The following is a 24691-nucleotide window of genomic DNA, read 5'->3' on the forward strand; positions in this document are numbered from 1 at the left end:
GGAAATGCGGGTTGGTGGCCGGGTTCGTTTCTCACGATGTCGCGCGCTGGGCGGCAAGTGCTCGGGACGGGTTATCCAACCAGGCATCGGCGTGTTTTTCTCCATCCGGCTCGCCGGCCCAATCCCGTACCCGCGCGTGATCGTCGTCAGGGTAGTCGCCACGCTTCTGAGCCAGTATCGTTTCGGCCCAGCCGATTGGCGTTCCTTGTCGCGGTTCCGCGTAGGGATCGTCAGGGGCGATGATGGACAGGTTCGCGATCTCGTCGGGCCAGATCGGCGCGCGGCAGGTGGCGTTCGAGATCATTCGCATCAAGGTGAAGAAGAGGACGGGCGGCATCACCAGCAAGCGCATGAACGCCGGCACGTTCATGCCGAAGTCGTATAGCGAGAAGAGGAAGGATTCGCGAGGTGTTTCATGCCGAGTGTGGAACAGCATGGGTTTGGGCAGGTCCCGCGGGCCCTCGTTCATGTAGCGGCACCAATAGTTCCATTGCGCCAGCGCCAGACGGGCTTCCGTTTTTTGCCACTCGCGACCGATGGAGAATGCCCGCGTGACCTTGCCTTGCTCGTCTACCGTGTAGTGGCGGATGTGATAGTACGTGCCGTATGGCGTGATCTCGCGATGAAGGCAGAAGATCGATTCCTCCGTCCAGGGTGCTTCCCAGACGATATCGCCTTGCCCTGGCTTCGAGAAAAACCGGCGACGCCGGATCGCGTAGATCTTGCGGGTCGCGCGGTGAAGGCGGATGGGACGGTAACGCAGGCCAAAGAACAGGTTGGGGCCGAGATACCAGACAGTCGGGCCAAAAAGCAACAAGGGCAGAAACGAAAGCAATATTTCAACCATGCCGCCCCATGGATAACGAATGAAGGTCAGCCAATAAATATATGGACCCATACCCAGCGACAAAAAAGCCATGAGCACACCCATGACGACCCATTGCTTATCCAGAAGAATTGGATCGATCACGTCCATGAATTTCGAATTAATACTGAATGTCGACCCCAAATCCTTGATTTCAGGCCCAACTGATTGATTAATCGAGAGCCGATGCACCTGATCCCACGCTGGAATAGCACCACCGGCACCTTTCCTGAACAGTCGCTCGTCCATGCCTTAGCGCTCCACGGCGAAATTGAAGGCCTTCAACTCCTCATCCAACGAGCGATAAGCTGGCGTTTTACTGAACTTGCAACGCGCCACCCATTCAACGATTGCGGTCGATTCCACATGAACAACCACGACGCCGATGGCAATCGAAACCACCAGAATCGGCCACAGCGGAGGCAACCATGCACCAATGAGCGGAATTGATGAAACAGCCGGAGAGAGCGCAATGTACATACCAAGAATGCCACTCGAAAGATAAAGGGCCGCCACATTCTTCTCGTGATTCCTCAAGGCTCCCGGTGCCTTTCCAAACAAATCCACGCCCGAGACGAAAACACCCGCGAGCGCACCGACCCATCGCCCGGCATGCGCCGCCACTCCCGCTGTCTTCCTGTTGAACCACGCCCAATGCTTCATGATGAAATCCGAAAGCGGATGAACGGGCGCCTTGATGAACGTCTCCGAAACCGTCTCGACGATATTGCCCAGGATGGCAACCACCGAGCCGGTCAGCTTCAGCAGCGTTTCGTCGTAGTTGAAGCGATCGCTCTCATTGAAATCCGCATACGCAAACCGCAACGCAACGAGCTGAAAAATCGCGGTGGCGACGCCCTGGTGAAACTCGACCGGCGACGATGCTCCGAGCCATTTGCGCGTCATGTCCACGCCAGGCAGCTTGATGGCCTTGACTTCACTCGCCTCCAGCTTGCCCGCCCTCACCCACGCATCGGTATCGATCGCATAGGCAAACACGGCGAGATCGGAAGGCGGTGCCGCCTTGAAGACCTCACGACGGATATTGGCGGCGGCGGCCTGCTGCGCCAGGCGGTCGCCGTCCAGCTTCAAGCCCAGCGCCTCCCCCTGCTTGAGCACCCAGGTGCGCATTTCGATCGGCGTGAGACCCGCGGCCTTGATCGATACGCCCGCGTGCATCGACAGCCGGATCGTCACGAAGCCGGCAGCCACGCCCCTCGCCCCTTTCGCCAGCACATCGACGATCGTGTTCGCCGTGGTCACAACCAGCCGGTCCCGCAGATTTCCAGCCGTTCCGAACTGCTCGATATTCTCGATGGACGCCTTGTAGAGGTTCAGGATGTTCTCGTACTGAATATCCGAGCCGCGCACCTGGCCATCGGCGGCCGCCATCAGCGTTTCCTGATTGAACAGGAGCGCGCGCACGTACAGGTTGCGAGTATCCGAGGCCTGGCCGTTCAACCAGTCATCCAGCACCTTCCGGCATGCTTGCGTACCGGCAGCCGCCCCGATCGATTGCGCACACGATTCGCTGTATGCGTACCCGCTGCGCAAATCCCGCATATCGTGATTACCCGTCATCCAATCGGCGAGCAAGCTGCACTTGAGCCACTCGGCATGTGCCTGCACGAGAGCCGACCACCCGGGCTTGAACGCATCGAGCGCGCGGGGATACTCATCCTTCCGAAAACGCTCAAGCGCCTGCGTGTCGATCACGCTCACGGGCTTTCCGTCGCGGCCGATCAACGGCTTGCCGTCCGGCCCCATCCTGGCGCATGCCGCGGCCCATGCCTCGTCGGCCGCTTCCAGCTCGGCGGTCGGGATATCGTCGATTTTCCGTTGCTCGGCCCTGGCGGCCCTACCGGCGCTGCCGGTCGCGATCCACCTGCGCACGAAGCGATAGAGCCCGGCCAGGTCCGCCGCCGGCTCTCCCGGCGCGCGGACCACGGCATTGAGAGCATTGGCATCGGCGATACGTTTCGATATGCCGTAGCCAAGCCCGGCACTGGCCTTCGCATTGGCCCGAATGCCCACCTCGGCACGCTCCAGGAGTTGCGCCGACACGTACTTCCAGTAAATCCCCGTGTCGAAACCGTTGTGCGAATCAGGGATGGTCAACTCGGCAAGATCATTCGCGATGCCGACGGGATCGTTGACGGCAATCACGAAACCCTGCTTCAGCGGCGATTCGGCCATTACCTTGGCGATGCGCGCATCCGCATGGGTTTGACGCAGACGGATGTCGTCATTGGGTGCGCAATTGCTGAAATTGAAGGCTTCCGCCATGGCGCGATGGTCCATCGCGAAATGCGAGATCCCGCTACGCACCGCCTCGAATTCCCCCGTATGGGCAGCGCCGCCGGCGATCATCGCCGACACATCGATGCACTGCATATGCAGCTTGCGCCAAGCGATATCCTCGATCTTCTTGAAGACCATATCCCGAGTCCAACGCACATTGGACCATCCGATCCAGAGCTTCGTGGCCTCGTCGTCGCCAGGCGTGTGCTGGATGCTCACGCAGAGGCCGTAGGATTGCGGATAGTCGTCACCGAGCGGACAGAGATTCGCGGTCAGGTTGTATTTGGCGCTGTTGCCGGGCGGCGGCGCGATGCCCGGCGGAAATTTCCATAACGCGCCGTCGCCCGTCACCATGTAGGCACGCAGAAGCTTGCGCTTTTCGTCGTAGGTATAGAGGTACCCCCCTCGCAGCGAACGCAAGGTGTATCGCGCCGTCGCGACGTCCTGCGGCGCGCGATCGTCGACTCGAAAATTTCCGGACAAGGCGGGGACCTTTGCCGCGCCGCGAGGGCAGGCGATCGCATAACGAACGGGATAGATGAGCAGCGAGTCACGATCGCAGATCGGGCAGCCCTTACGTATCGACATGGCGTGCCCCTCGTGCCGGGTTGTGCGACGGCGCATCGGATTCGCCGCTTGAGGCCGGAGCGCCGCCCCACGGCGCCAAGGGTTCCCGCACCTCGAACACGCCTTCCAGGTAGTCGGCGTAGCGATCTCGCAGATAAGCAAGCGAGGCGGCCCGGTCGACCTGCAAGTCGAACTTGTCCAGGAAGAACTGCAGGCGGGAACGGTTCTCGTCGAGGATCTGCGCCCAGGTCTTCACCTGGATCGTCACGTTCGCCTTCGCGTAGATCAGGCCGGTATCGTCCTGGGCGAGTGCCTCGGCATAAGGCGCCAGTTCGTCGCCGATCACCCAGAAATTCCAGTTCACCTTCACCATCGAAAAGCGAGGGTCGCGCATCACGCTGAAGGCATAGGCCTGGATCTGCGTGATCTCCTCCGAGCCGATCTTCACCCGCGGCGCCTTCAGCTCGACGATCAGATGCGACAGGCCATTCGCGCGATGCGACCGGGTCGCCTTCGACAGCATCAGGTCGACGATGCCGCGCGTGCGCGAGACATGCTTCACCGGCGCGTCGATGACGAGATCGCGGCCCAGCCATTTCCGGTGCTCCGCCAGCACGGCCGTCAGCGATTGATCGTCGACCGACAGGCTGTACTCCTCGCCGAACAGCCAGCAGTTCTCCGCGACGATGCGATGCAGTTGCGTGCGCTCCTTCAAGCGCCGTTTCGGTTCGGGATCGAACAACAGCACTTCGAGCCCCGCGATGAAACGCAGGCGCTCGGAGACGACCCGGGTCGCGCCGACGATCGACGACAGCGGGGTATCGCGCAGCAGATGGGCGAGCTCGTCGCGCTGCGGCTTCGGCAGGCGCAGCACCTCGTCGAGGATGAGCTGCAGCGACTCGGGGCTGGTCTGGATCGCCTGCCTCAGCATGCGAAGCTGGAACGCCTTGCTGCGGCGCTGGATCGCGTCGAAGCCGGGGAGATGGCGGGCGACATGCACCGCCACGATGTCGAACACCTGCCGCTCGATCTGCTCGATCGAGGTGCCCGGCGGCTCCGGAAACGGATAGACCTGCTCGGCCTTCCATTCCTCCACCACGGCCCGCGCCTGCGCGGCCGCCTGGTCGAGGCCCTGGAATGCCTGCGGCCGGGTGCCGGCCGGATCATGCTGCGTCGTCATGCGATGCTCCCGAAATGCGACCGGCGCTGGCCGCCGGCCTGGGTGGATCAGGAATGGCATCGTCGCGTCGCCTGGAATCGGTGCCGCGCGCCCGAGCCGGTGCCGCGCGGCGGACCTGGGGCCGGGACGATTCCTTGTCGCGAACAGGAAGATGGGGTTGCCGGACGAATGCCGGCATCGAGATGAACCGGGCAAGCCGGATCGCAACGATGCACCGGGTTGAAACCGAACCGGCAGCGTAACGAACCTGAAAAGAGATAGCCTTGCCAACGATCAAGCGGGAAACCTATGGTCCGCGACCTCGACGCGCATGATGAAGCGCGCGGTGCCGGGCCTACTTCGCGGCGGCCACGATCACCGCCGCCAACCGCCGCGCCGCCGCCTCCATCACCGCCTCGTCATAACCGCCGAAGCCGAGCACCAGCCCGGCTCGCGCCGTGCCCGGCGCGTACATCGGCGACACCGGCCGCACCGCGACGCCCGCCTCCAGCGCGGCGGCCGCCACGCGGCGATCGTCGACGCCCGGCGCGAGCCAGAGCACCAGGTGCATGCCCTGGTCGCTCGGCTCGCGCCAGGCCAGTTCCGGCGGCAAGGCCGCGTCGAGCGTGGCGATCAGCCGGGCGCGGCTAGCCGCATAGACGCCGCGCACGCGCCGGATGTGCCGGTCGAGATGGCCCTCGCCGATGAAGGCGGCCAGCACGTGCTGGTCGGCCTCGGGCGGATGGCGGTCCATCAGCACGCGCGCGCCGCGAAACGCGGCTACCAGCTCCGGCGGCACGATCGCGTAGCCGAGCCGCAGCGAGGGAAACAGGATCTTGCTGAAGGTGCCGAGATAGACCACGCGCCGCGGGTCCAGCCCCTGCAGCGCCGGGAACGGATGGCCGGCATAGCGCAGCTCGCTGTCGTAATCGTCCTCGACGATCCAAGCGTCGCGCGCGCGGGCCCAGTCGAGCAGCGCGTCGCGGCGCGCCACGCTCAAGGGCATGCCGAGCGGGTACTGGTGCGAGGGCGTGACGAAGGCGGCGCGCGCCTCGGGCGCCAGGCGCAGCCCGGCATCGACGTCGAGCCCTTCGGCGTCGACCGGCACGCGCACGATGGCCTCGCGACGCCCGGTGCTCTCGAGGATCGCGGTGATGCCGCGATAGGCCGGGTTCTCGACCCAGGCGCGCTCGCCCTCGCCGAGCAGCACCTGGGTGGCCAGGTAGAGCCCCTGCTGGGTGCCGCTGGTGACGATCACCTGGGCGGCCTCGCAACGCACCGAGCGCGCGCGGCGCACGTAAGCGGCGATCGCCTCGCGCAAGGCGTCCACGCCGCGCGTGTCGCCGTAGCCCGACGGCGCGGCCGGGCCGCGAGCGCGCAGCCGGTTGCCGAGCCGCCGCCAGGCCGCATCGGGCAGCGTCGCGCCGCCCGGCACCGAGACCGCGAACGGGATCGGCGGCAAGGGCTCGAAATCGGCGGCGATCGCGGCGTACATGGCCGCCGGGCCGGGCAGGCGGCTCGGCCCGGCTGGATTTTCGCCGGTCACGCTCGCCGCGTGGCGGCGCGAGTTGCCGGCTTTGGCGCTCTTGGCGCTCTTGGCGGTTTCGGTGGCTTCGGTGGCTTCGGTGGCTTCGGTGGCTTCGGTGGCTTCGGCAGTTCCGGCAGTTCCGGCAGTTCCGGCAGTTCCAGCAGTTCCAGCAGTTCCAGCGGTTCCAGCGGTTCCAGCGGTTCCAGCGGTTCCAGCGGTTCCAGCGGTTCCAGCGGTTCCAGCGGTTCCAGCGGTTCCAGCGGTTCCAGCAGTTCCAACAGTTCCAACAGTTCCAACAGTTCCAACAGTTCCAACAGTTCCAACAGTTCCAACAACTCCACCAACTCCACCAACCGCGCCTGCCCGCCCCAGCCGCGATACCGGCTCGGCATCCCGCCCCGGCCGCGCCTCCCCGGGATGCAATCCCATCGCCGCGACAGGCAGGCTCAGCGCCGGCGCCACCCAGGTGCCGGTGCGCCCACGCGAGACCAGGAAGCCCTCGGCGACTAGTTGCTCGAAGGCCTCGATCACGGTGCCGCGCGCGAGGCCGAGCGCCGCCGCGAGCTGGCGCGTGGCCGGCAGCGGTTCGCCGGGCAGCAGGCCACCGCGCCGGATCGCGTCGCGCAAGGCCTGCGCGAGCTGGCGGCTCAGTTGGCCGGCCGCGCGGTCTAGCGGGCCGAGCGCGGGAACGGCAGGCGACCGGGCGGTACGAGCCATCGATTCTGGTCCATTGAAATGACGGGAAACTGGCTCTTTATCTTGAGCCAGTCAGCTAGCAGAATACGCGAATTCGACTACCGGGCGCCGCGCCAGCCAACCGGCGCGCCGCCGCCCGCCCCACCCGGAGCCGCCATGTACCTGCCCGACCATTTCAACGAAGCCCGCCCCGAGGTGTTGCACGCGCTGATCGCCGCCCACCCGTTCGGCACGCTGGTCACGCACGGCGCCGACGGGCTCGACGCGAACCACCTCCCGTTCGAGCTCGATCCGGCGGCCGGCGGCCTGGGCGTGCTGCATGCCCACGTGGCGCGCGCCAACCCGGTCTGGCGGCAGGTCGCGAACGGCGACCCGGTGCTGGTGATGTTCCGCGCGATGGACGCCTACATCTCGCCGAACTGGTACCCGAGCAAGCACGAGGCGCACCGGCAGGTGCCGACCTGGAACTACGCGGTCGCGCACGCGCACGGCCGGATCACGGTGCGCGACGACGAACGCTATGTGCGCGGCGTGGTGGCAAAGCTGACGCGCCGCCACGAGGCCACGCAGCCGGTGCCCTGGAAGATGGGCGATGCGCCGGCCGACTATCTCGACGAGATGCTGAAGGCCATCGTCGGCATCGAGATCGAGATCACGCGCTTCGAAGGCAAGCTCAAGCTGGGCCAGAACAAGGCGGCGCGCGACGTGCAGGGCGCGGCCGAGGGCCTGCGCGGGCAGGGGCGGCATGACATCGCCGAGGCCATGCTGGCGGGCGGGCTGGGCGAGCCGAAGGCCTGAGAGCGCAAGAGCGCCCGAACTCGCGAACCCCTCGATTACAAAATGAACAAGCCGCCGGTGCCAAGCCGGCGCGGCGGCGTGCCGGATATCCGGCGCCTGGGAAATACATATCGACGGCCGCCCGGCCGTCGCGCCCGCCGCGGCCAGGGTCGGATGCCCCGCCCCGCAATCGTTCGCGCCCCGCGGGGCTTCCATTACAATGCACGGCGTTTCCGTCCGTCGAACTTCGACGCTTACTGTATTCAGGGGCTTTCATGATCATCAAACCGCGCGTGCGTGGCTTCATCTGCGTGACCACTCATCCTGTCGGCTGTGAAGCGAACGTCAAGGAACAGATCGACTACGTCGTCAAGCAAGGCCCGATCGCCAACGGTCCCAAGAAGGTGCTGGTGATCGGCTCGTCGACCGGCTACGGCCTCGCCGCGCGCATCTCGGCCGCCTTCGGCTCGCAGGCCGACACGCTGGGCGTGTGCTTCGAGCGCCCCGGCAGCGAGACCAAGCCCGGCACGGCCGGCTGGTACAACAGCGCCGCCTTCGAGAAGTTCGCCAAGGCCGAGGGCCGCTACGCCCGGACCATCAACGGCGACGCCTTCTCCGACGAGGTCAAGCGCGTCACCATCGACACCATCAAGGCCGATCTCGGCCAGGTCGACCTGGTGGTCTACAGCCTGGCCTCGCCGCGCCGCACGCATCCGAAGACGGGCGTGGTGCACAACTCCACGCTCAAGCCGATCGGCAAGAGCGTGGCCTTCCGCGGCCTCGACACCGACAAGGAAGTGATCAAGGACACCGTCCTGGAGCCGGCCTCGCAGGAAGAGATCGACAACACCGTGGCGGTGATGGGCGGCGAGGACTGGCGGATGTGGATCGACGCGCTGAACCAGGCCGGCGTGCTGGCCCCGGGCGCCAAGACCACCGCCTTCACCTACCTCGGCGAGCAGATCACCCACGACATCTACTGGAACGGCTCGATCGGCGCGGCCAAGAAGGATCTCGACAAGACCGTGATCGGCCTGCGCGAGACGCTTTCCGCCACCGGCGGCGACGCGCGCGTGGCGGTGCTCAAGGCGGTCGTCACGCAAGCCAGCTCGGCGATCCCGATGATGCCGCTGTACCTCTCCCTGCTGTTCAAGGTGATGAAGGAAGCCGGCACGCACGAAGGCTGCATCGAGCAGGTCTATGGGCTGCTGCACGACACGATGTACGGCTCGACGCCGCATATCGACGAGGACGGCCGCCTGCGCGCCGACTACAAGGAACTCGATCCGCAGGTGCAGGGCAAGGTGCAGGCGCTGTGGAACCAGGTCACCAACGAGAACCTCTACGAGCTGACCGATTTCGCCGGCTACAAGCACGAGTTCCTGCGCCTGTTCGGCTTCGAGATCGCCGGTGTCGACTACGACGCCGACGTCAATCCCGACGTGGCGATCCCGGGGCTGATCTCGGTCGGCCTGTAACGGTCACGCCAGGATCGGGCGCGCGGGCCGTCCAGGCCGCGCGCACCGCATCGCGGGCCGGTCGCGAAGGCGTGCATCGCACGCGCCTCGCGACCGGCCCGTTTCCTTTGCACGCTGGGGCTCGAGCCGAGGCCGGCACCCGGCCTCGGGGCCAGGCGCCGGCTTGCCCGCGCTCAGGCCAGCGTGCGCAGCTTCGGTTCGCGATCGAAGAAGCGCTGCCCCGCCGCCTTCACGAAGGCATCGCCGAGCCCCGTCACGCCCGCGTCGGCCTGCACGCCGGCCCGATCCAGCAGAGGCTGCGCGCCGGGTGTATGCCCGATCGCCTTCAGGTGCGCATAGGCGTCGAGCACGAAGGCGATCGCCGCCGAATCGGCCGCCAGCCGCTCGGCCGCGTCCTTCGCCAGCACCAGCGCCACCGCGTCGACCAGCACCGAGGGCGAGCCGGCCAGTTGCCCGTCGGCCGTCAGCGTGCCGCCCTTCACGGCGATGCCGCCGACCTTCGGCGCGATCAGCATCGCGCGGCCGCCGGCCTTCTCGATCGCGGCCACCAACTTGTCGATCTCCGCCTTGTCCGAACCCTCGTCGAACAGGATGCCGATCTTGCGGCCCTGCACGGTGTGCTTCGCGTTGCCGACGATCGACAGCGCCGGCGACGGCTTCATGTCGATCGGCTCGCGCGCGGGCGGCGCGGCCGGCGGTAGCGCGATCGCGAGGCCGTCGGCGACGCGCTGCGCGAGCGACTCGTCGACGTTGCGCAGCCTCGACACCATGCGCGAGCGCACCGCCTCGAGCGACACCTTCGACAGCTCGAACACGAAGGCCGAGGCCAGGTGCGCCTGCTCGATCGGCTGCAGCGAGCGGAAAAAGAGCCGCGCCTGGCTGTAGTGGTCGGCGAACAGCTCGGCACGCACGCGCAGCTTCTCCGAGGGATCGTTGCGCTCGGCATTGGCCTCGAAGGTGGTGAAGCCCTCGGCCGGCGCCTCGCGCGGCCCGCCCGGCTCGCCCGCGTCGGCCAGCGAGTTCGGCTCGTAGTTCGCGCGGCCTTCCGGCACCTGCGTCTGCATCATCCCGTCGCGCTGCATGTTGTGGAACGGGCAGCGTGGCGCGTTGATCGGGATCTGGTGGAAGTTGGTGGTGCCCAGCCGCGACTTCTGCGTATCGAGATAGCTGAACAGGCGCCCCTGCAGCAGCGGGTCGTTGGTGAAATCGACGCCCGGCACCACGTTCGAGGGCAGGAAGGCGGCCTGCTCGGTCTCGGCGAAGAAGTTTTTCGCGTTGGCGTTCAGCGTGAGCCGGCCGATCGGCTCGACCGGGATCTCCTCCTCGGGGATCAGCTTGGTGGCGTCGAGCACGTCGTAGGGCTGCTTCGCGGCCCAGGCCTCGTCGAACACCTGGATGCCGAGGTCCCATTCGGGAAAATCGCCGGCCTCGATCGCCTCGAACAGGTCGCGGCGATGATAGTCCGGGTCCGCGCCGGCGATCTTCACCGCCTCGTCCCAGACGGTCGACTGCACGCCGAGCACCGGCTTCCAGTGGAACTTCACGTACTTGCCCTGGCCCTTCGCGTTGACGAAGCGGAAGGTATGCACGCCGAAGCCCTGCATCATGCGCAGCGAGCGCGGGATCGCGCGATCCGACATCGCCCACATCAGCATGTGGGTGCTTTCGGGCATCAGGCTCGCGAAATCCCAGAACGTGTCGTGCGCGGAAGCCGCCTGCGGGTAACCGCGATCGGCCTCCATCTTCACGCTGTGGATCAGGTCGGGGAACTTGATCGCGTCCTGGATGAAGAACACCGGGATGTTGTTGCCGACCAGGTCCCAGTTGCCCTCCTGCGTATAGAACTTGACGGCGAAGCCGCGCACGTCGCGCGGCGTGTCGACCGAGCCCGCGCCGCCGGCCACGGTCGAGAAGCGCACGAACACCGGCACCTCGTCGCCGACCTTCTGGAACAGGCTGGCGCGCGTGAGCTCGGGAATCGCCCTGGTGCAGCGGAACACGCCGTGCGCGCCGCTGCCGCGCGCGTGCACGATGCGCTCGGGAATCCGTTCGTGGTCGAAGTGGAAGATCTTCTCGCGCAGCACGAAGTCTTCCAGCAGCGTCGGACCGCGTTCGCCGGCGCGCAGGCTGTTCTGGTTGTCCGAAACGGGGATGCCGAAATTGGTGGTCAGCACCTCGGGATCGTGCTTGCCCTGCCCCGTGTGCTGTTGATGCGTTTCGCCGCCCTTGCCGATGACGGTGCCGGCATCCTGGGGCGTTTTCGATTTGGCCATGTGTTTCCTCCGCGGCGGGTTGTGGGGTTGGGGCCTGCGATGCGCGCCAAGGCACGAGGCCGCGAGGCGGCGAACATGGCGGGGCGCGATCGGGCCGGAATCGCATCGGGCGCGGCGGCGTGCAAAAACTACACGGCCGTGCCCGACAGGGACCGGCGGCGGCGCCCGCCTCGCCATGCCGGCGCGGGCGGCGCGGCAAGGCTTGGCGAGGCGCGGCGGCACATCGGTGCCGCACGCGCCGCGAGTCGTCGGCAAGGCAGGCGCAAGATGCGAACCCGGCGCTGAGGGAAGGAGGAATCGATGGCGCCGTGCCGGGCACGAGCCCGGCACGAGGCGGAGGAGCGGCGAAGATGCGGAGGGGATGCGGCGGCGTTCAGCGCCGCAGATGAGCGTCGACCAGCGGCGCCAGCGAGGCCGCATGAACGCGGGCCAGATCGTGCCGGCCGCCGGGCACCACGTGCAGGGTCGAATCGGGCAGCAGGCCGTGCAGCCGCTCGCCGACGGCGACGGGGCTGTAAGGATCGTCGTCGCCCCAGATCAGCAGGGACGGCTGCGCGACGGCCGGCAAGCGCTCGCCGAGCTCACCCCGGCTGGCGACGAACCAGTCCGGCAGATGCCCGTTGTTCGCGAGGAAATCGGCGCGCCAATCCCGCGCGCCCAGGGCGGCCATGTCGAGGCCGCCCGAGCTCACGCACAGCACCAGGTGCGTGACCCGCTCGGGCCGGGCGAGCGCGGCGCGCACCGCCAGCACGCCGCCCATCGATTGCGCGATCAGCGCGGTGGGGCCCTCGATGCGTGCCAGCACGCGCTCCAGCAAGTCGTCGATATCGTGGATCGACGGATCGGCGGGCTCGCCGCCAAAGCCGGGATAGGCGAGGATCTCGCGCCTGGCCGTGGCTTCGAGGCGATCGGCCAGCGGCCGCCAGAAGCCGGTATCGCCCGAGGCGCCCGGCAGGAACAACAGGGTGGAGGGGATCGGCATGGCTCTCTCGTTGGCTGGTGGTGATGTTTCGATCCGGAACCGCGCGCGGGTATCATCCAGCTTTACCCGCTCCCGCCATGCTCGCGCTCAAGCTGACGCTCGTCCCGCTGTTCCTGCTCGTGGTCTCGATGTCCGGCACCTGGTGGGGGCCGTCGATCGCCGGCTGGCTGGCCGGGCTGCCGGTGGTGGCCGGCCCGATCCTGTTCCTGCTGGTTCTCGAGCACGGCCCGGCGTTCGGCGCGCAGGCGGCCCTGCTGTCGCTGGCCGCCATTCTGGCATCCGAGGCCTTCAATTTCACCTATGCCTGGACCTGCCGCGCCCGCGCCTGGCCGATCGCGCTGGGCGCCGGCCTGCTGGTCTGGGCGATGGCGGCCGCGGCGCTGGCGCGGCTGCCCGGCACGCCGCTCGCGGCGGCCCTCGCGGCGCTGGCCGCGATCGCCTTCGGGCAGGCCTTCCTGCCGCGTGGCGCGGCCGGCGCGGCGAACCTGCCGCTCGCCCGCCGCGACCTGGCCGGCCGCATGCTGGCCGGCGCGCTGCTCACGCTCGCCGTCACCGCGCTGTCGAATCGCGCGGGCCCGGCATGGAGCGGGCTGCTCGCCGTGTTTCCGCTGCTCGGCAGCGTGCTGGCCGTCTCCTCGCATCGCGCGCATGGCGCCGGTTTCGCGATCGCCCTGCTGCGCGGGATGGTGCTGGGACGCTTCTCCTTCGTCGCCTTCTGCCTGGCGCTGGCGTATGCGCTGCCGCATTGGCCGATCCCGCTCGCCTTCGGCACCGCCTGCGCGACGGCCATGCTGGTGCAATGGGCCACGCGGCGCCTGGCTCGCGCGGCGAGCGAGCGCGGCAACCATGCCGCCGGGCCGAACCTGGCGGCCGAAGCCGCGCCGCCACGCTAGGCCCATCGATTCGCTACGAATGCCGCGCTTCGAAGCGAATCACCCCATCAATGCGCCACGCCGCTCAGCGTGCCGAGATGCCGTTCACGGTCAAAGGCCTCGTTCACGTCGCAATACCTGCCGGTCGACTGTGTGCGCTTGACCAGCTTGAAGTACAGCGGCGGCCAGCCGATCGTGCCGTCGTCGTTGCGCGTCAGCACGTAGTCGCTGAAGCGCACCGTCTCCGAAGCCGCGTAGTTGTCGCCCATCTCGCGCGTCGCCACGATCAGCCGCATCGGCTGCCCCGCCGCCGCCTTCAGCAGGCGGAAATCCTGCAGCAGGCAGTCCGCGCCGCCGTTCACGGTCAGCGTGTCGATTTCGTCGTCGTCGGCGCCCTTGGCCCCGGGCTTGCCCGGCGCGCCGTACAGCGGCACCAGGTTCCACTGGCCGCCATTGGCCTTGTCGACGAAGTGGAAGCTGATCATGTCGAAGCCATGCGCGTTGTAGTTCTCGCGCCAGCTGCGTATCACGTAGCCGTCGTTGCCGTCGAACGAGACGCGCGTCATGCCGTTGGCGACCGGCACCACCCGCGACAGCTCTCGGCCGGCCAGCGCCAGGCCGGCGCCCGCGCCGATCACGACGAGCACCACGATGCCGGCGATCCAGCGTTTCTTCATGCGAAGTCCTGAACAGCTCGAGGTGCGCCACGCGCCCTGCGGCCGGCGCTCGCGCATCGAGAAAAAATGGGAAGCGCGGAGCTTGCAGGCGGCCGCCGGCCTTGTCAATCGAGGCCGGCGATAGGCGTCGCGAAACGCAACGATCATCCCCATTGCATCGAATCGCATCGACAATCCACCCCGCGTCAGATGCAACGCGCGGGAAACCGGCAAAGCACTTCAGGCCGGCGCTCATAACCAAAGCGCAAATCGATGGTTTCGCGAGGCCGGGGCCGCCGATTAGATTGCTGCTGATCCGGCTCGTTCGCAGCCGGTTCCGACGTTCTACCGACCTGACTCGTGCCTCGATGACGCTCCGCTCCCGCCTCCGCCCCACTCGCTCCGTTCGTGCCCCTCGTGTCACCCGCCGCCGCTTCCGCGTCGATTTCGCCGCCCGCTTGTCGTCAATCGCCGCGGCCGCCGTGCTGGCGGTGCCGCTGGCCCTGCCGGCGCCGTCCGCGCAAGCCCAGGCCGCGCCCGACAACGCGCCGGTGCCCTCGCTGAAGGGCAAGCGGATCGGCATCACGGCCGCCGGCACCGATCATTACTGGGACCTGAAGGCCTACCAGGGCGCCATCGACGAGATCAAGCGCCTCGGCGGCACGCCGATCGCGCTCGACGCGGGCCGCAACGACAACCGCCAGATCGCCCAGATCCAGACGCTGATCGCGCAGAAGCCCGACGCGATCATCGAGCAGCTCGGCACCGCCTCGGTGCTCGAACCCTGGCTGCAGAAGATCCGCCAGGCCGGCATCCCGCTGTTCACGATCGACACCGCCTCGCCGGCCAGCATCAACGACACCACCTCGGACAACTTCTTCATCGGCGAGCAACTGGCGCTGAAGCTGGTCAACGACATCCACGGCGAGGGCAACATCCTGGTGTTCAACGGCTTCTACGGCGTGCCGGTCTGCGCAATCCGCTACGACCAGCTGAAGGCGGTGCTGAAGTACTACCCGAAGGTCCACATCATCGAGCCCGAGCTGCGCGACGTGATCCCGAACACGGTGCAGAACGCCTATGCGCAGGTCAGCCAGTTGCTGACCAAGTACCCGAAGGGGCAGATCTCGGCGATCTGGTCGGCCTGGGACGTGCCGCAGGTGGGCGCCACGCAGGCCGTGGACGCCGCGCATCGCAGCGAGATCCGCACCTACGCGGTGGACGGCAGCCCCGACGTGGTGGCGCTGGTCAAGGATCCGAAGTCGAGCGCCGGCGCGGTGGTGGCGCAGCAGCCGGCGTTGATCGGCAAGACCGCCGCCGACAACGTGGCGCGCTACCTGGCGGGCGACCGCTCGCTGCCGCCCTATACCTACGTGCCCTCGCTGCTGGTGACCAAGGACAATGCCGGCTCGCTGCAGCAGGCGCTCGGCCAAGCCCAGCCCGTTGCGGCCGCAACGAAATGAGCGGGCCGGCCAGCACGCCGCCCGCGCTGGCGCTGCGCGGCATCGTCAAGCGCTTCGACGGCGTGCCGGCCCTGCGCGGCGCCTCGCTGACGGTGCCGCGCGGCACCGTGCATGGCCTGATCGGCCAGAACGGCGCGGGCAAGTCCACCCTGATCAAGATCCTGGCCGGCATCCATGAGGCCGATGCGGGAAGCATCGAGGTGGACGGGCTCGCGCGACGCGGCGCGGCCGGGATCGGCTTCATCCACCAGGAACGCCTGCTGGCGCCGACGCTGACGGTGGCCGAGGCGCTGTGGCTGGGCCGCGAACCGGCCTTCGGGCCGCGCGCGGCCGGCTCGCTGCGCCTGCTAGACCGGCGCCGGATGCGGCGCGCGGCGCTCGACGCGCTCGATGCGCATTTCGGCGTGACGCTGCCGCCCGATCGGCTGATCGGCGAACTGAGCGTGGCCGAGCAGCAACTGGTGCAGATCACGCGCGTGCTGGTGGAGCAGCCGGCCATCCTGGTGTTCGACGAGCCCACCGCCGCGCTGGTGAGCCGCGAGGTGGAGCGCCTGCTGCGCACCATCGAGCATCTGCGCGAGCGCGGCCAGACCATTCTCTATGTCTCGCACTACCTCAACGAGATCGCCCAGGTTTGCGACGGCGTGACGGTGCTGCGCGACGGCGCCGACGTGGCCCACTTCGATGCGCGCGCAAGCTCGGTGGAGACCATGGTGGCCGCGATGATCGGCGAGGATGCGCCGTCGGGCGCGCAGGCCGCGCCGCGCGCGATCGGCCCCGCGCGCCTGCGCGTGCAGGCATGGTCGGCGCCGGGCCGCTTCGAGGACGTGTCGTTCTCGGTGGGCCGCGGGGAAATCGTCGGCGTGACGGGCCTGCTCGGCTCGGGCGGCAAGCCGCTGGTGCGCAGCCTGTTCGGGCTCGAACGCGGCGTGAGCGGCAGCCTCGCGCTCGACGGCCGCGCGCTGCGCCTGCGCTCGCCGCGCGACGCGGTGCGCCAGGGCATCGCCTTCGTGCCGGAGGACCGCCGCGCGCACGGCGTGGCGCCCGCGTTGTCGGTGCGCGAGAACATCTCGCTGGCCAGCCTCGGGCGCGTGAGTCGCTTCGGCCTGATGGCCCGCGCGCGGGAAACCGGCATCGTGGCGGGCCTGATCGAGGCGCTCGCGATCCGCGCGCCCGGCAGCGACGCCCCGGTACGCCAGCTCTCGGGCGGCAACCAGCAGAAGGTCGCGCTCGCCAAGTGGCTGAGCCGCGCCTCGCATGTCTATCTGCTCGACGAGCCGACCATCGGCGTCGACATCGGCGCGAAGCACGAGATCTACCGGCTGCTGGAGCGCCTCGCGCGCGAGGGCGCCAGCGTGCTGCTGTTCTCGAGCGACCTGATCGAGCTGCTCGGCATCACCGACCGCGTGCTGGTGATGGCGCGCGGCCGCCTGGTTCGCGAACTCGTCACGCGCGACACCAACCGCCACGAACTGCTCGCCTGGGCCACCGGCGCGCGCGGCGGCGATGCCTTCGAGCGCAGCCAGGCACGCAGCGAGGTGGCGGCATGAGCAAGGTCCTCGACGCCCGGCCCGACGCGGCCGCCAGCGGCGACGCGCCGGCCACGCCGCGCCCGGGCCGCCGCCTGCCGCTGCCCGGCGCGCAATGGTGGCTGCGCAGCGGCGCGGCGCTCGCCTTCGCCGCCGTGCTGGCGGTGTTCGCGCTCAGCTCGCCGCTGTTCCTGACACTCGCCAATCTCGCCAACGTGGTCCAGCAATCGGCCGTGGTCGGCCTGCTCGGCTTCGGCCTGACGGTGGTGCTGATCGGCGGCGGCGCGGACCCGATCCGCGGCGGCCTCGACCTGTCGGTGGCCGCCAACCTCGGCTTGTGCGCCGCCGTGTACGCCGTCTCGCTGCGCGCCGGCATCTCGCCCGGCCTGGCGCTCGCGCTGACGCTGGCGGCCGGCGCGGCGGTCGGCGCGCTCAATGCCTTCGCGGTGATCGTGCTGCGCATCTACCCGCTGCTCGCCACGCTCACCACCATGAACCTGTGCGCCGGCTTCGAGCTGGTGCTCACGCAGAACACCTCGGTGCCGGCCAGCTCGCCGCTGCTCGCCTTCCTGCTCGGCGACGGCATCGCCGGCGTGCCCACCCTCGCGCTCGCGCTGCTGGCGGCGGCCGCCGTGTTCGCGCTGCTGATCCATCGCACGCCCTTCGGGCTGCGCCTGCACGCGGTGGGTGCGCATCCCGAGGCGGCCCGCGCGGCTGGCCTGCGCGTGAACCGCGCGATCGCGGCCAGCTACGTGCTGAGCGGGCTGGCGGCGGCGCTGGCCGCGCTCGCCAACCTCGCCCTGCTGAGCGGCAGCTCGCCCGGCGCCGGCGACAACCTGCTGACCGTGGTGGCCGCGGCCCTGCTCGGCGTGGTGTTCTCGCGCCGCCTGGTACCGACCATTCCCGGCACGCTGCTGGCGGTGCTGTTCATCGGCGTGATCGGCAACGGCTTCCAGCTCGACAACGTGTCGAGCTACTGGGTCAACGGCGTGGAAGGCGTGTTGATCCTGTTCGTGGTCGCGACCACCGCGATCGTGCGCCGCCGTCATGCCGGGAGCCGAGCCCATGACTGAAGCCCGCCCGTCCACCCTCGCGCGCCTCGGCTCGCCGCGGCGCTTCACCCTGGTCGGCGCGCTGCTGGCCGTGATCCTGTTCTTCGCCGTGTTCGCGCCCGGCTTCGCGCGGCCCGGCAACCTGGCCGACGTGCTGCTCAACAACTTCGCGCTGCTCGCGATCGCCGCGCTCGGCATGACCCTCGCGCTGTCGCTGGGCGCCGTCGACCTCTCGCTGGGCAGCGCGATCGACCTGGCCAGCCTCGCCTTCGTGCTGCTGTGCGCCCATCACGTCGGCGTGCCGCTGGCGCTGGCCGGCGGCCTGGCGGCGGCCGCGGCGGTGGGCCTGTTCAACAGCCTGCTGATCGCGCGGATCGGCATCGCGCCCTTCCTAGCCACGCTCGGCACGCTGTTCATCGGCCAGACGGTCCAGCAGCTCGCCACCGACGGCGGCCAGCCCGTCTACCTGCTGAACCTGGCCCTGCCGCCGCTGTTCGGCGCGCTCGCGCACGGCCGGCTCGGCGGCGTGCCGGTGCCGCTCCTGATCGTGGCGGCGCTGGCGCTGGCCGTGCATGCCGCGCTGGCCTGGTCGAGCTTCGGCCGCGCCGCCGTCGCCTTCGGCGTGCAGCCCGGCGTGGCCCGCCATTCGGGGCTGCCGGTGGCGGCCATCGTCACGGCCGGCTTCGTGGCCAGCGCGCTGGTCTATGGCGTGGTCGGGCTGCTGCTGTCGTCCACCGTCAAGGCCTATGTGCCGCTGTCCGGCAACGGCTTCCTGCTCAACGCGATCGGCGCCACCTTCATCGGCACCACGCTGTCGCCGGCGCGCCGGCCGAGCGTGCCGGGCACCCTGCTCGGCGTGCTGCTGCTGAGCCTGGTCGCCAACGGCCTGCTGCTGATCGGCTGGAATTTCTACTGGCAGCAGGTCGCCACCGGCGCGCTGATCCTGGCGGTGCTCGCGATCAGCTTCGCCGGGCGCCGTGGTGCGGTGGCCTGAGCGCTCCCGTTTTTCCCGACTCCGACCCAGGTTTTTCCTCCATGTCCCAAGATCGCGCTTCCGCCCTGCCTTCCGATCTCGCCGCAGCCACCGCCTGGGGCGAGCCGCCCCGCGACGCCTACGCGGGCCTGGTGGCCCCGTTCCGCCCGCTGTTCGCGCGTATCCGCGAGCAGGCGGTCGCCAGCGAGCTCGAGCGCCGCCTGCCCTTCGAGACCATCGACTGGCTGCGCGACGCCGGCTTCACCGCCGTGCGCGTGCCGCGCGAATACGGCGGCCTCGGGCTCGGCCTGCCTGAATTCTTCGAGCTGCTGATCGAGCTGTCCGAAGCCGATTCGAACCCGACCCAGGCGCTGCGCGCGCATTTCGGCTTCGTCGAGCATGTGCTCGGCAGCCCCGCCGCGCGGCGCGACACCTGGCTCACGCGGCTCGCGAAGGGCGATATCGTCGGCGGCGCGTGGTCCGAGAGCGGCGACGCGAAGCAGTCGCAGTTCGGCACGCGCCTCACGCGCGGCGAGCACGGCTGGCGCCTGGACGGCACCAAGTTCTACACCACCGGCTCGCTGTTCGCCGACTGGATCCATGTCGGCGCGACCGACCCGAACGACGCCTATGTCAGCGTCACCATCGACCGCCGCGCGAGCGGCGTGGAGGTGATCGACGACTGGGACGGCATGGGGCAGCGCCTCACCGCCAGCGGCACCAGCCGTTTCGTGGCGGTGCCCGTCGACGAGCGCGAGATCGTCGAGCGCGCGCCCTTCGATTACTCGGAAGCGTTCTATCAACTGGTGCACCTGGCCACGCTGGCCGGCATCGCCCGCGCGGCCGTCAACGACGCGGCGGCGCAGGTGGCCGCGCGCCGCCGCAGCTACAGCCATGCGCCGGCCGCGCGGCCCGCCGACGACGCGCAGGTGCTGCAAGTAATCGGCCGCGCCCGCTCGCAAGCCTGGGCGGCGGCGGCGGCCGTGGCGCAGTCGGCCCGCGCGCTCGAGCGCGCCACGCAGGCCGCGGCTGCCTCTACCCGGCCCGCGCAGGCCAGGCTCGACGGAGCGACCGCGAACCCGGGTGCGACCGCCATCGCCGAGGCCGAGCTCGAGATCTGGCAGGCCCAGGCGGTGGTCATCGAACTCGTGCTCGACGCCACCGGCAGCGTGTTCGACGCGCTCGGCGCCTCGGCGACGCTGCGCGGCAACGGCCTGGACCGCTACTGGCGCAATGCGCGCACCATCGCCTCGCACAACCCGCGCATCTACCGCGAACGCATCGTCGGCGATTTCGCCGTGAACGGCACGCTGCCGCAAGGGCAGTGGCGCATCGGCATCGCCTGAACCCTCGGCAGCCCGAAGCCAGGACGCCCGGCAAACCAGCCGGGCGCGGCGACACCTCGGGCTGATTGCGCAGCACCCGCTGCCGGCATCCCCGCCGGCCACGGCTCACCGCCCCGCTTCGCGAAGCCGGCGTCGCCTCGCGCGCCCCGCACTGCTCGCATCTTCCCGCTTTCGGCGCTCCCGGATTCCGCTAATATCGGCGCACAACTGGCCGCCCGGCCGGCTAGCCCACCGGCCCCGCGTCCGGATCACGGGTCCGGCACCGGCGCGGTCGCCCGGATCCACTGTATGGGTAATGCGCCATGCGCCGATTTTTCTCCCTGAACCCGCTGCCCAGGCCGGGCCTGCGCCAGCTGACGATCCAGCAGAGGATGCGCATCGGCCTCACCCTGGTGGTAGCGATGCTGGCGCTGCTGTGCGGCACGATCCTTGCGAACAGCTACGCGCGCTACCGCCAGGGCAACGCGGACCTGCGCGCCTTCGAGCTGGTGCGCATCGCGATGGTGGCCGCCAACCGGGTCTCGGCCGAACGCGGGCCGACCAACGACCAGCTCGCCCACCTGCGCGGCGACGACGCCGTCGAGCGGCGCAACCTCGCCGAGGCACGCGAGCGCTCCGACGCGGCCCTGGCCGCATTCCGCGACGGCCTGGCCCATGCCTCGAATCTCGGGCCGACCGACCCCGAAGGCCTGCGCGGCGCGCTCGACCTGATCATCGCGCGGCTGGCGGCGGCACGCCGGGAGGTGGACGCGCTGGCCGCGCAACCGAGCGCCGCGCGCACCGAGCGGCAGATCGAGCAACTACAGGTGCGCCTGTTCGGCATCGTCGACGCGCTCGCGCCGCTGATCGACGACCTGTCCACCCACGCCACGCTAGGCAACCCCGACGTGGCCGGCGCGCTGCTGCTCGCGCGCCTGCTCGGCGACCTGCGCGAATACTCCGGCCGGCTCGGCTCGCTGTTCATCGCGCCGATGTTCCTGAGGCAGCCGCTCGATCCCGAGCGGCTCTCGCAGATCATGCTGATGCGCGGGCGCATCGAGCAGTTGCGCTCGCTGATCGCCGGGGCGGTGGTGCCGCAGCTCGCCAACCCGGCGATCGCGGTCGACTTCATGCGCCTGAACAGCGCGCTCGACAACGGCATCGTGCCGCTGGTCGACCAGACCTTCACCGAGGGCCGCGACGGCCGCTATTCGACCAGCGCCGCCGACTTCTCGCGGCGCATCGTGCCGATGTTCCAGCCCGCCGAGCAATTGCGCGATCGCGTGATCGAGTCGGCGCAGGCGCGCGCCACCGCCTACCGCAACCTGGCGCGCCTGCGCGTGGCGATCTCGATCGTCGCCACCCTGCTCAGCCTCGCGATCCTGTATGTGCTGGTGCGCAGCACGCGCCGCGCCCTGCTGATCCCGCTGGACCACCTGCGCCGGCGCATCATCGCCTTGAGCGAGGGCGACGTCTCGCCGATCACCGTGCCGGCCGGCGCGAGCCTGGAAATCCGGCATGTCAGCGAGGCACTCGACACCTTGCGCCGCGCCTATGTCCGCCGCAACGTGCTGGAGCGGCAGCGCGACGACATGCTGACGCTGTTCTCGCACGACATGCGCGCGCCGCTCACCTCGGTGATCGTGCTCGTCAACCAGCCCGACGAGGCGCCGGGCGCCTGCCCGCCCGATTGCGTGCCGCGCGAGCGGCTCGCGCGCATCGACAAGCTCGCGCGCCACACGCTGGCGATGGCCGACGGCTTCGCGCAGATGTCGCGCGCCGAGGCCGGCGAATACGAGCCGGTGCTGGTCAACCTCGCCGACCTGATGAACGAGGCGCGCGACGCGGTCTGGCCGCTCGCGCGCGAGAAGGCAATCGTGATCGACGACGTGGCGCGCCGCGAGGATGCGCTGGTGCGCGGCGACCCGGCGCTGCTCTCGCGCGCGCTGATCAACCTGCTCGCCAATGCCGTCAAGTACAGCGAGGCGCACACGCGCGTCGAATGCTCGGTCGAATTGAGCGAGGACCGCGCCACCGTGCGCTGCGTGATCCGCGACCACGGCTACGGCATCGACATCGCCGACCAGGCGCGGCTGTTCGAGCGCTACCGACGCTTCCGCCTCGACGGCCAGCCGGAGACCAAGGGCGTCGGGCTCGGGATGGCCTTCGTGAAGGCGGTGATGGAGCGCCACGCCGGCGAGATCCGCGTGCGCAGCGCGGCCTGGCAGGGCACCACGGTGACGCTGGCGCTGCCGGCGGCCGACGGGGCTTGAGGTTGGTTGCGGCGCGGCGTGGTCAAGCCGCGGCGGCGATGCCGGCTGTAAGCGCTCGAAAACTTGCTTTCGATGAGCGCATTACGACCCACTGCGATCCAGCGCTTGGATGCTGTAGACGTCCGCTGCCGATCCACTCCGGCCGGTCGACCCGACGCGACAAAGCGAGCGGCTTTCAAGGTACTACGGACGTTCGTGCAGTCGCATTGGAAGACGGGAGGCCTGAGCGGCCATTGCCGGTAGGTGGAGCCAATGCCAGCTAACGGCTTGACAACGGGGACCGATTCTACGCAGGTTTTTAGCGGTCGCGACCAACGTGAATTGACAGGGCATTGTCAAAGGCGAATCAATTCGTTACCCGGGCATCGCCCCCGGCTCTTCCAGACGGACCGTGACTGCCGACGGTCAATCCGCAAAGCCGTGTAAAACAATTCTCAAGCATCCCCGTTCGGGACAGTCCGGGTCACTTCTCGTCTGAGAACCGACGCTCAAGGCACAAACCCTTGGAGCAACTCATCCATCCAGGGGTATAGATCTTCGCTTTTCATGCTCAGCCGAGACTTGAGTTCCTTCGCTGAATCGTCTGCCAGGATCTCGATCAGGCCTTCTGCGATACCGTCGTAGGCCTTGTCGACGACGCTCGCTGCACTCACCTTCGGAACATCCCATCGCGTCGTCATTGGCGTGTCCACCATGCCAACAAAGAGTCCTAGCACATGCGTTCCCTGACTTTTCAACGCCACGCGTAATGAATTGGTCGCCGACCACATCGCAGCTTTCGATGCTGCGTAGCCGGTGGGCACACTAATCCACGCAGCTGCAGAGATGATATTCAGCAGCGTGCCGCCGCCGTTAGCGGCGAGCACCGGTGCGAAGGCATTCGAGACAGCAAGCGTTCCGAAGAAATTCGTCTCGAAGATGCGTCTCAATTCATCTGTGGGTCCTATGATGCTGTCTCCCGCTGGCGCGATGCCCGCGTTGTTAATCAACAGATCAACGTCGGGTGCAGCTTCCAAGGCGCTAGCAATGTCCTCTGCCTTCGTAATGTCCAGCGGGATCGCCTGGACCTTCACATCAACCCATAGTTTCGGGCTTCGCGCTGCGGCATAAACCTTCTTGGCGCCGCGCGCGAGCGCTTGCTCCACAAACTGCTCACCAAGGCCGCCGTTCGCACCTGTGATCAGCACCGTCCTGCCGCTGAGAGACTGCTTCATGTATTCTCCTGGCTAAACGGGGATCTTCCCCGGTAAATGCAATATACGGGGATACCCCCCACTTTGTCAAAGAGAGATGTCATGTCTGGTGTCAGCAATCGTTCCAATAAAGCGCCTCGCGCAATGCGTGCCGATGCCCAACGCAATCGCGATGCGATTCTTGCGGCGGCCCGAGAGACGTTTGAGTCGGAGGGCGTATTGGCGTCGCTGGACGGCATCGCCGTGAGGGCGGGCGTCGGCAACGCAACGCTTTATCGAAATTTCCCAACTCGAGACGACTTACTCGCTGCGGTCATGGAAATCAACATCGCGATGGGGCTAGCAGAAAGTGAGGCGCTGTCGCGTTCGCGCGATCCGCGCGACGCGCTTGCCGAATGGATGCTGCGACTGACGTGGCAGTTGCGAATCTGGCACGACTTGCCCTATTGCATCGCATCTGCAAGGAGTGATCCGGCATCGTCGATGAACCCGGCAAACATACAACTGATCGAGGCGACCCGCAGGCTTCTCGACAGGGCGATAGCGGCAGGGGCGGCGGTGAACACGGTGACCGCGGAAGATCTCTTCGAACTTGTCACGACCTTGTCATGGGGCGTGGATCGCTTCGGCGACGACGAGCAAGCCGCACGCAGGCGGGTGGCCCTCGCAACCGCGGGCATTTTCACGACGCACGCTACTCCAGTTGGTTAGCGAACATCGAACGCGCGA

The 24691-nt window shown here is 68.3% G+C and carries 18 protein-coding genes and 2 pseudogenes; 10 read left to right on the forward strand and 10 right to left on the reverse strand.

Features of this window, described 5'->3' with window-relative positions:
* Positions 1-31: 31 nt before the first annotated feature.
* The 6 genes and pseudogenes from BM43_RS12770 to BM43_RS42690 form a co-directional block, all read right to left on the reverse strand.
* Positions 32-1114 carry a DUF6708 domain-containing protein gene (locus tag BM43_RS12770; RefSeq protein ID WP_036055340.1) on the reverse strand — a complete coding sequence of 361 codons (1083 nt, stop codon included), beginning with the start codon at positions 1112-1114 and terminating at the stop codon, positions 32-34.
* 3 nt (positions 1115-1117) lie between these two features.
* Positions 1118-3754: a T6SS effector BTH_I2691 family protein gene (locus BM43_RS12775; RefSeq protein WP_036055339.1), complete on the reverse strand. Its 2637-nt coding sequence runs from the start codon at positions 3752-3754 to the stop codon at positions 1118-1120.
* Positions 3741-4913 (reverse strand): histidine kinase, encoded by a 1173-nt coding sequence (locus tag BM43_RS12780; protein ID WP_036055338.1) that lies wholly within the window; start codon positions 4911-4913, stop codon positions 3741-3743. The genes BM43_RS12775 and BM43_RS12780 overlap by 14 nt, the downstream gene beginning before the upstream one ends.
* A gap of 334 nt (positions 4914-5247) precedes the next feature.
* Positions 5248-6457 (reverse strand): annotated as a pseudogene (gene pdxR, locus BM43_RS42680) (MocR-like pyridoxine biosynthesis transcription factor PdxR); the annotation flags it as partial.
* A complete protein-coding gene (locus BM43_RS42685; RefSeq protein ID WP_370448950.1) occupies positions 6435-6755 on the reverse strand; it encodes a hypothetical protein in 321 nt (106 codons plus the stop codon). The pseudogene pdxR and the gene BM43_RS42685, both read right to left, overlap by 23 nt.
* 94 nt (positions 6756-6849) lie before the next feature.
* Positions 6850-7137: pseudogene (locus BM43_RS42690) on the reverse strand (GntR family transcriptional regulator); the annotation flags it as partial.
* Between the two features lie 135 nt (positions 7138-7272).
* Here BM43_RS42690 and BM43_RS12790 point away from each other — a divergent pair.
* Positions 7273-7914, forward strand: a complete 642-nt coding sequence (locus BM43_RS12790) for an FMN-binding negative transcriptional regulator (protein WP_036055336.1) — start codon at positions 7273-7275, stop codon at positions 7912-7914.
* Between the two features lie 254 nt (positions 7915-8168).
* Positions 8169-9371: an enoyl-ACP reductase FabV gene (gene fabV, locus BM43_RS12795; RefSeq protein ID WP_036055335.1), complete on the forward strand. Its 1203-nt coding sequence runs from the start codon at positions 8169-8171 to the stop codon at positions 9369-9371.
* 173 nt (positions 9372-9544) lie between these two features.
* Here fabV and BM43_RS12800 read toward each other — a convergent pair whose 3' ends face one another.
* The gene (locus tag BM43_RS12800; RefSeq protein ID WP_036055334.1) at positions 9545-11644 is read right to left on the reverse strand and encodes a catalase; all 2100 of its coding nucleotides are present in this window, start codon (positions 11642-11644) and stop codon (positions 9545-9547) included.
* Between the two features lie 373 nt (positions 11645-12017).
* Positions 12018-12626, reverse strand: a complete 609-nt coding sequence (locus tag BM43_RS12805) for an alpha/beta fold hydrolase (RefSeq protein ID WP_036055333.1) — start codon at positions 12624-12626, stop codon at positions 12018-12020.
* Positions 12627-12703: 77 nt separating this feature from the next.
* Here BM43_RS12805 and BM43_RS12810 point away from each other — a divergent pair, with 77 nt between their 5' ends.
* On the forward strand, positions 12704-13519 hold the full coding sequence (locus BM43_RS12810) for a hypothetical protein (protein ID WP_036055332.1): 816 nt from the start codon (positions 12704-12706) through the stop codon (positions 13517-13519).
* Between the two features lie 47 nt (positions 13520-13566).
* Here the strand turns inward: BM43_RS12810 and BM43_RS12815 are convergent, their stop codons facing one another.
* Positions 13567-14175 (reverse strand): hypothetical protein, encoded by a 609-nt coding sequence (locus BM43_RS12815; protein ID WP_036055331.1) that lies wholly within the window; start codon positions 14173-14175, stop codon positions 13567-13569.
* A gap of 437 nt (positions 14176-14612) precedes the next feature.
* On the opposite strand from BM43_RS12815, the gene BM43_RS12820 reads away from it, so the two are divergent.
* The 6 genes from BM43_RS12820 to BM43_RS12845 all read left to right on the forward strand — a co-directional run bounded on the left by BM43_RS12820 (position 14613) and on the right by BM43_RS12845 (position 22769).
* Entirely contained in the window at positions 14613-15617 is a 1005-nt protein-coding gene (locus tag BM43_RS12820; RefSeq protein WP_036055330.1) for a sugar ABC transporter substrate-binding protein, read from the forward strand.
* Complete coding sequence (locus BM43_RS12825) at positions 15614-17167, forward strand: sugar ABC transporter ATP-binding protein (RefSeq protein WP_036055329.1); 1554 nt, start codon at positions 15614-15616, stop codon at positions 17165-17167. Before BM43_RS12820 ends, BM43_RS12825 begins: the two co-directional genes overlap by 4 nt.
* Positions 17164-18219 carry an ABC transporter permease gene (locus tag BM43_RS12830; RefSeq protein WP_036030446.1) on the forward strand — a complete coding sequence of 352 codons (1056 nt, stop codon included), beginning with the start codon at positions 17164-17166 and terminating at the stop codon, positions 18217-18219. Before BM43_RS12825 ends, BM43_RS12830 begins: the two co-directional genes overlap by 4 nt.
* Positions 18212-19192 carry an ABC transporter permease gene (locus tag BM43_RS12835; protein WP_036055328.1) on the forward strand — a complete coding sequence of 327 codons (981 nt, stop codon included), beginning with the start codon at positions 18212-18214 and terminating at the stop codon, positions 19190-19192. The genes BM43_RS12830 and BM43_RS12835 overlap by 8 nt, the downstream gene beginning before the upstream one ends.
* A gap of 41 nt (positions 19193-19233) precedes the next feature.
* Positions 19234-20517 carry an acyl-CoA dehydrogenase family protein gene (locus tag BM43_RS12840; protein WP_036055327.1) on the forward strand — a complete coding sequence of 428 codons (1284 nt, stop codon included), beginning with the start codon at positions 19234-19236 and terminating at the stop codon, positions 20515-20517.
* 302 nt (positions 20518-20819) lie between these two features.
* Positions 20820-22769: a sensor histidine kinase gene (locus BM43_RS12845; protein ID WP_042286974.1), complete on the forward strand. Its 1950-nt coding sequence runs from the start codon at positions 20820-20822 to the stop codon at positions 22767-22769.
* 488 nt (positions 22770-23257) lie between these two features.
* On the opposite strand, the gene BM43_RS12850 is transcribed toward BM43_RS12845, so the two are convergent.
* Complete coding sequence (locus BM43_RS12850; protein ID WP_036055326.1) at positions 23258-23983, reverse strand: SDR family oxidoreductase; 726 nt, start codon at positions 23981-23983, stop codon at positions 23258-23260.
* 81 nt (positions 23984-24064) lie between these two features.
* On the opposite strand from BM43_RS12850, the gene BM43_RS12855 reads away from it, so the two are divergent.
* The gene (locus BM43_RS12855) at positions 24065-24673 is read left to right on the forward strand and encodes a TetR/AcrR family transcriptional regulator (RefSeq protein ID WP_080742292.1); all 609 of its coding nucleotides are present in this window, start codon (positions 24065-24067) and stop codon (positions 24671-24673) included.
* Positions 24674-24691 lie beyond the last annotated feature (18 nt).

Source organism: Burkholderia gladioli (genome assembly GCF_000959725.1).
GTDB lineage: Bacteria > Pseudomonadota > Gammaproteobacteria > Burkholderiales > Burkholderiaceae > Burkholderia > Burkholderia gladioli.

Coding starts and splice junctions, on each gene's coding strand:
- BM43_RS12770 (WP_036055340.1), bottom strand. CDS start 1,114: ATGGACGAGCGACTGTTCAGGAAAGGTGCCGGTGGTGCTATTCCAGCG.
- BM43_RS12775 (WP_036055339.1), bottom strand. CDS start 3,754: ATGTCGATACGTAAGGGCTGCCCGATCTGCGATCGTGACTCGCTGCTC.
- BM43_RS12780 (WP_036055338.1), bottom strand. CDS start 4,913: ATGACGACGCAGCATGATCCGGCCGGCACCCGGCCGCAGGCATTCCAG.
- BM43_RS12790 (WP_036055336.1), top strand. CDS start 7,273: ATGTACCTGCCCGACCATTTCAACGAAGCCCGCCCCGAGGTGTTGCAC.
- fabV (WP_036055335.1), top strand. CDS start 8,169: ATGATCATCAAACCGCGCGTGCGTGGCTTCATCTGCGTGACCACTCAT.
- BM43_RS12800 (WP_036055334.1), bottom strand. CDS start 11,644: ATGGCCAAATCGAAAACGCCCCAGGATGCCGGCACCGTCATCGGCAAG.
- BM43_RS12805 (WP_036055333.1), bottom strand. CDS start 12,626: ATGCCGATCCCCTCCACCCTGTTGTTCCTGCCGGGCGCCTCGGGCGAT.
- BM43_RS12810 (WP_036055332.1), top strand. CDS start 12,704: ATGCTCGCGCTCAAGCTGACGCTCGTCCCGCTGTTCCTGCTCGTGGTC.
- BM43_RS12815 (WP_036055331.1), bottom strand. CDS start 14,175: ATGAAGAAACGCTGGATCGCCGGCATCGTGGTGCTCGTCGTGATCGGC.
- BM43_RS12825 (WP_036055329.1), top strand. CDS start 15,614: ATGAGCGGGCCGGCCAGCACGCCGCCCGCGCTGGCGCTGCGCGGCATC.
- BM43_RS12830 (WP_036030446.1), top strand. CDS start 17,164: ATGAGCAAGGTCCTCGACGCCCGGCCCGACGCGGCCGCCAGCGGCGAC.
- BM43_RS12835 (WP_036055328.1), top strand. CDS start 18,212: ATGACTGAAGCCCGCCCGTCCACCCTCGCGCGCCTCGGCTCGCCGCGG.
- BM43_RS12840 (WP_036055327.1), top strand. CDS start 19,234: ATGTCCCAAGATCGCGCTTCCGCCCTGCCTTCCGATCTCGCCGCAGCC.
- BM43_RS12845 (WP_042286974.1), top strand. CDS start 20,820: ATGCGCCGATTTTTCTCCCTGAACCCGCTGCCCAGGCCGGGCCTGCGC.
- BM43_RS12850 (WP_036055326.1), bottom strand. CDS start 23,983: ATGAAGCAGTCTCTCAGCGGCAGGACGGTGCTGATCACAGGTGCGAAC.
- BM43_RS12855 (WP_080742292.1), top strand. CDS start 24,065: ATGTCTGGTGTCAGCAATCGTTCCAATAAAGCGCCTCGCGCAATGCGT.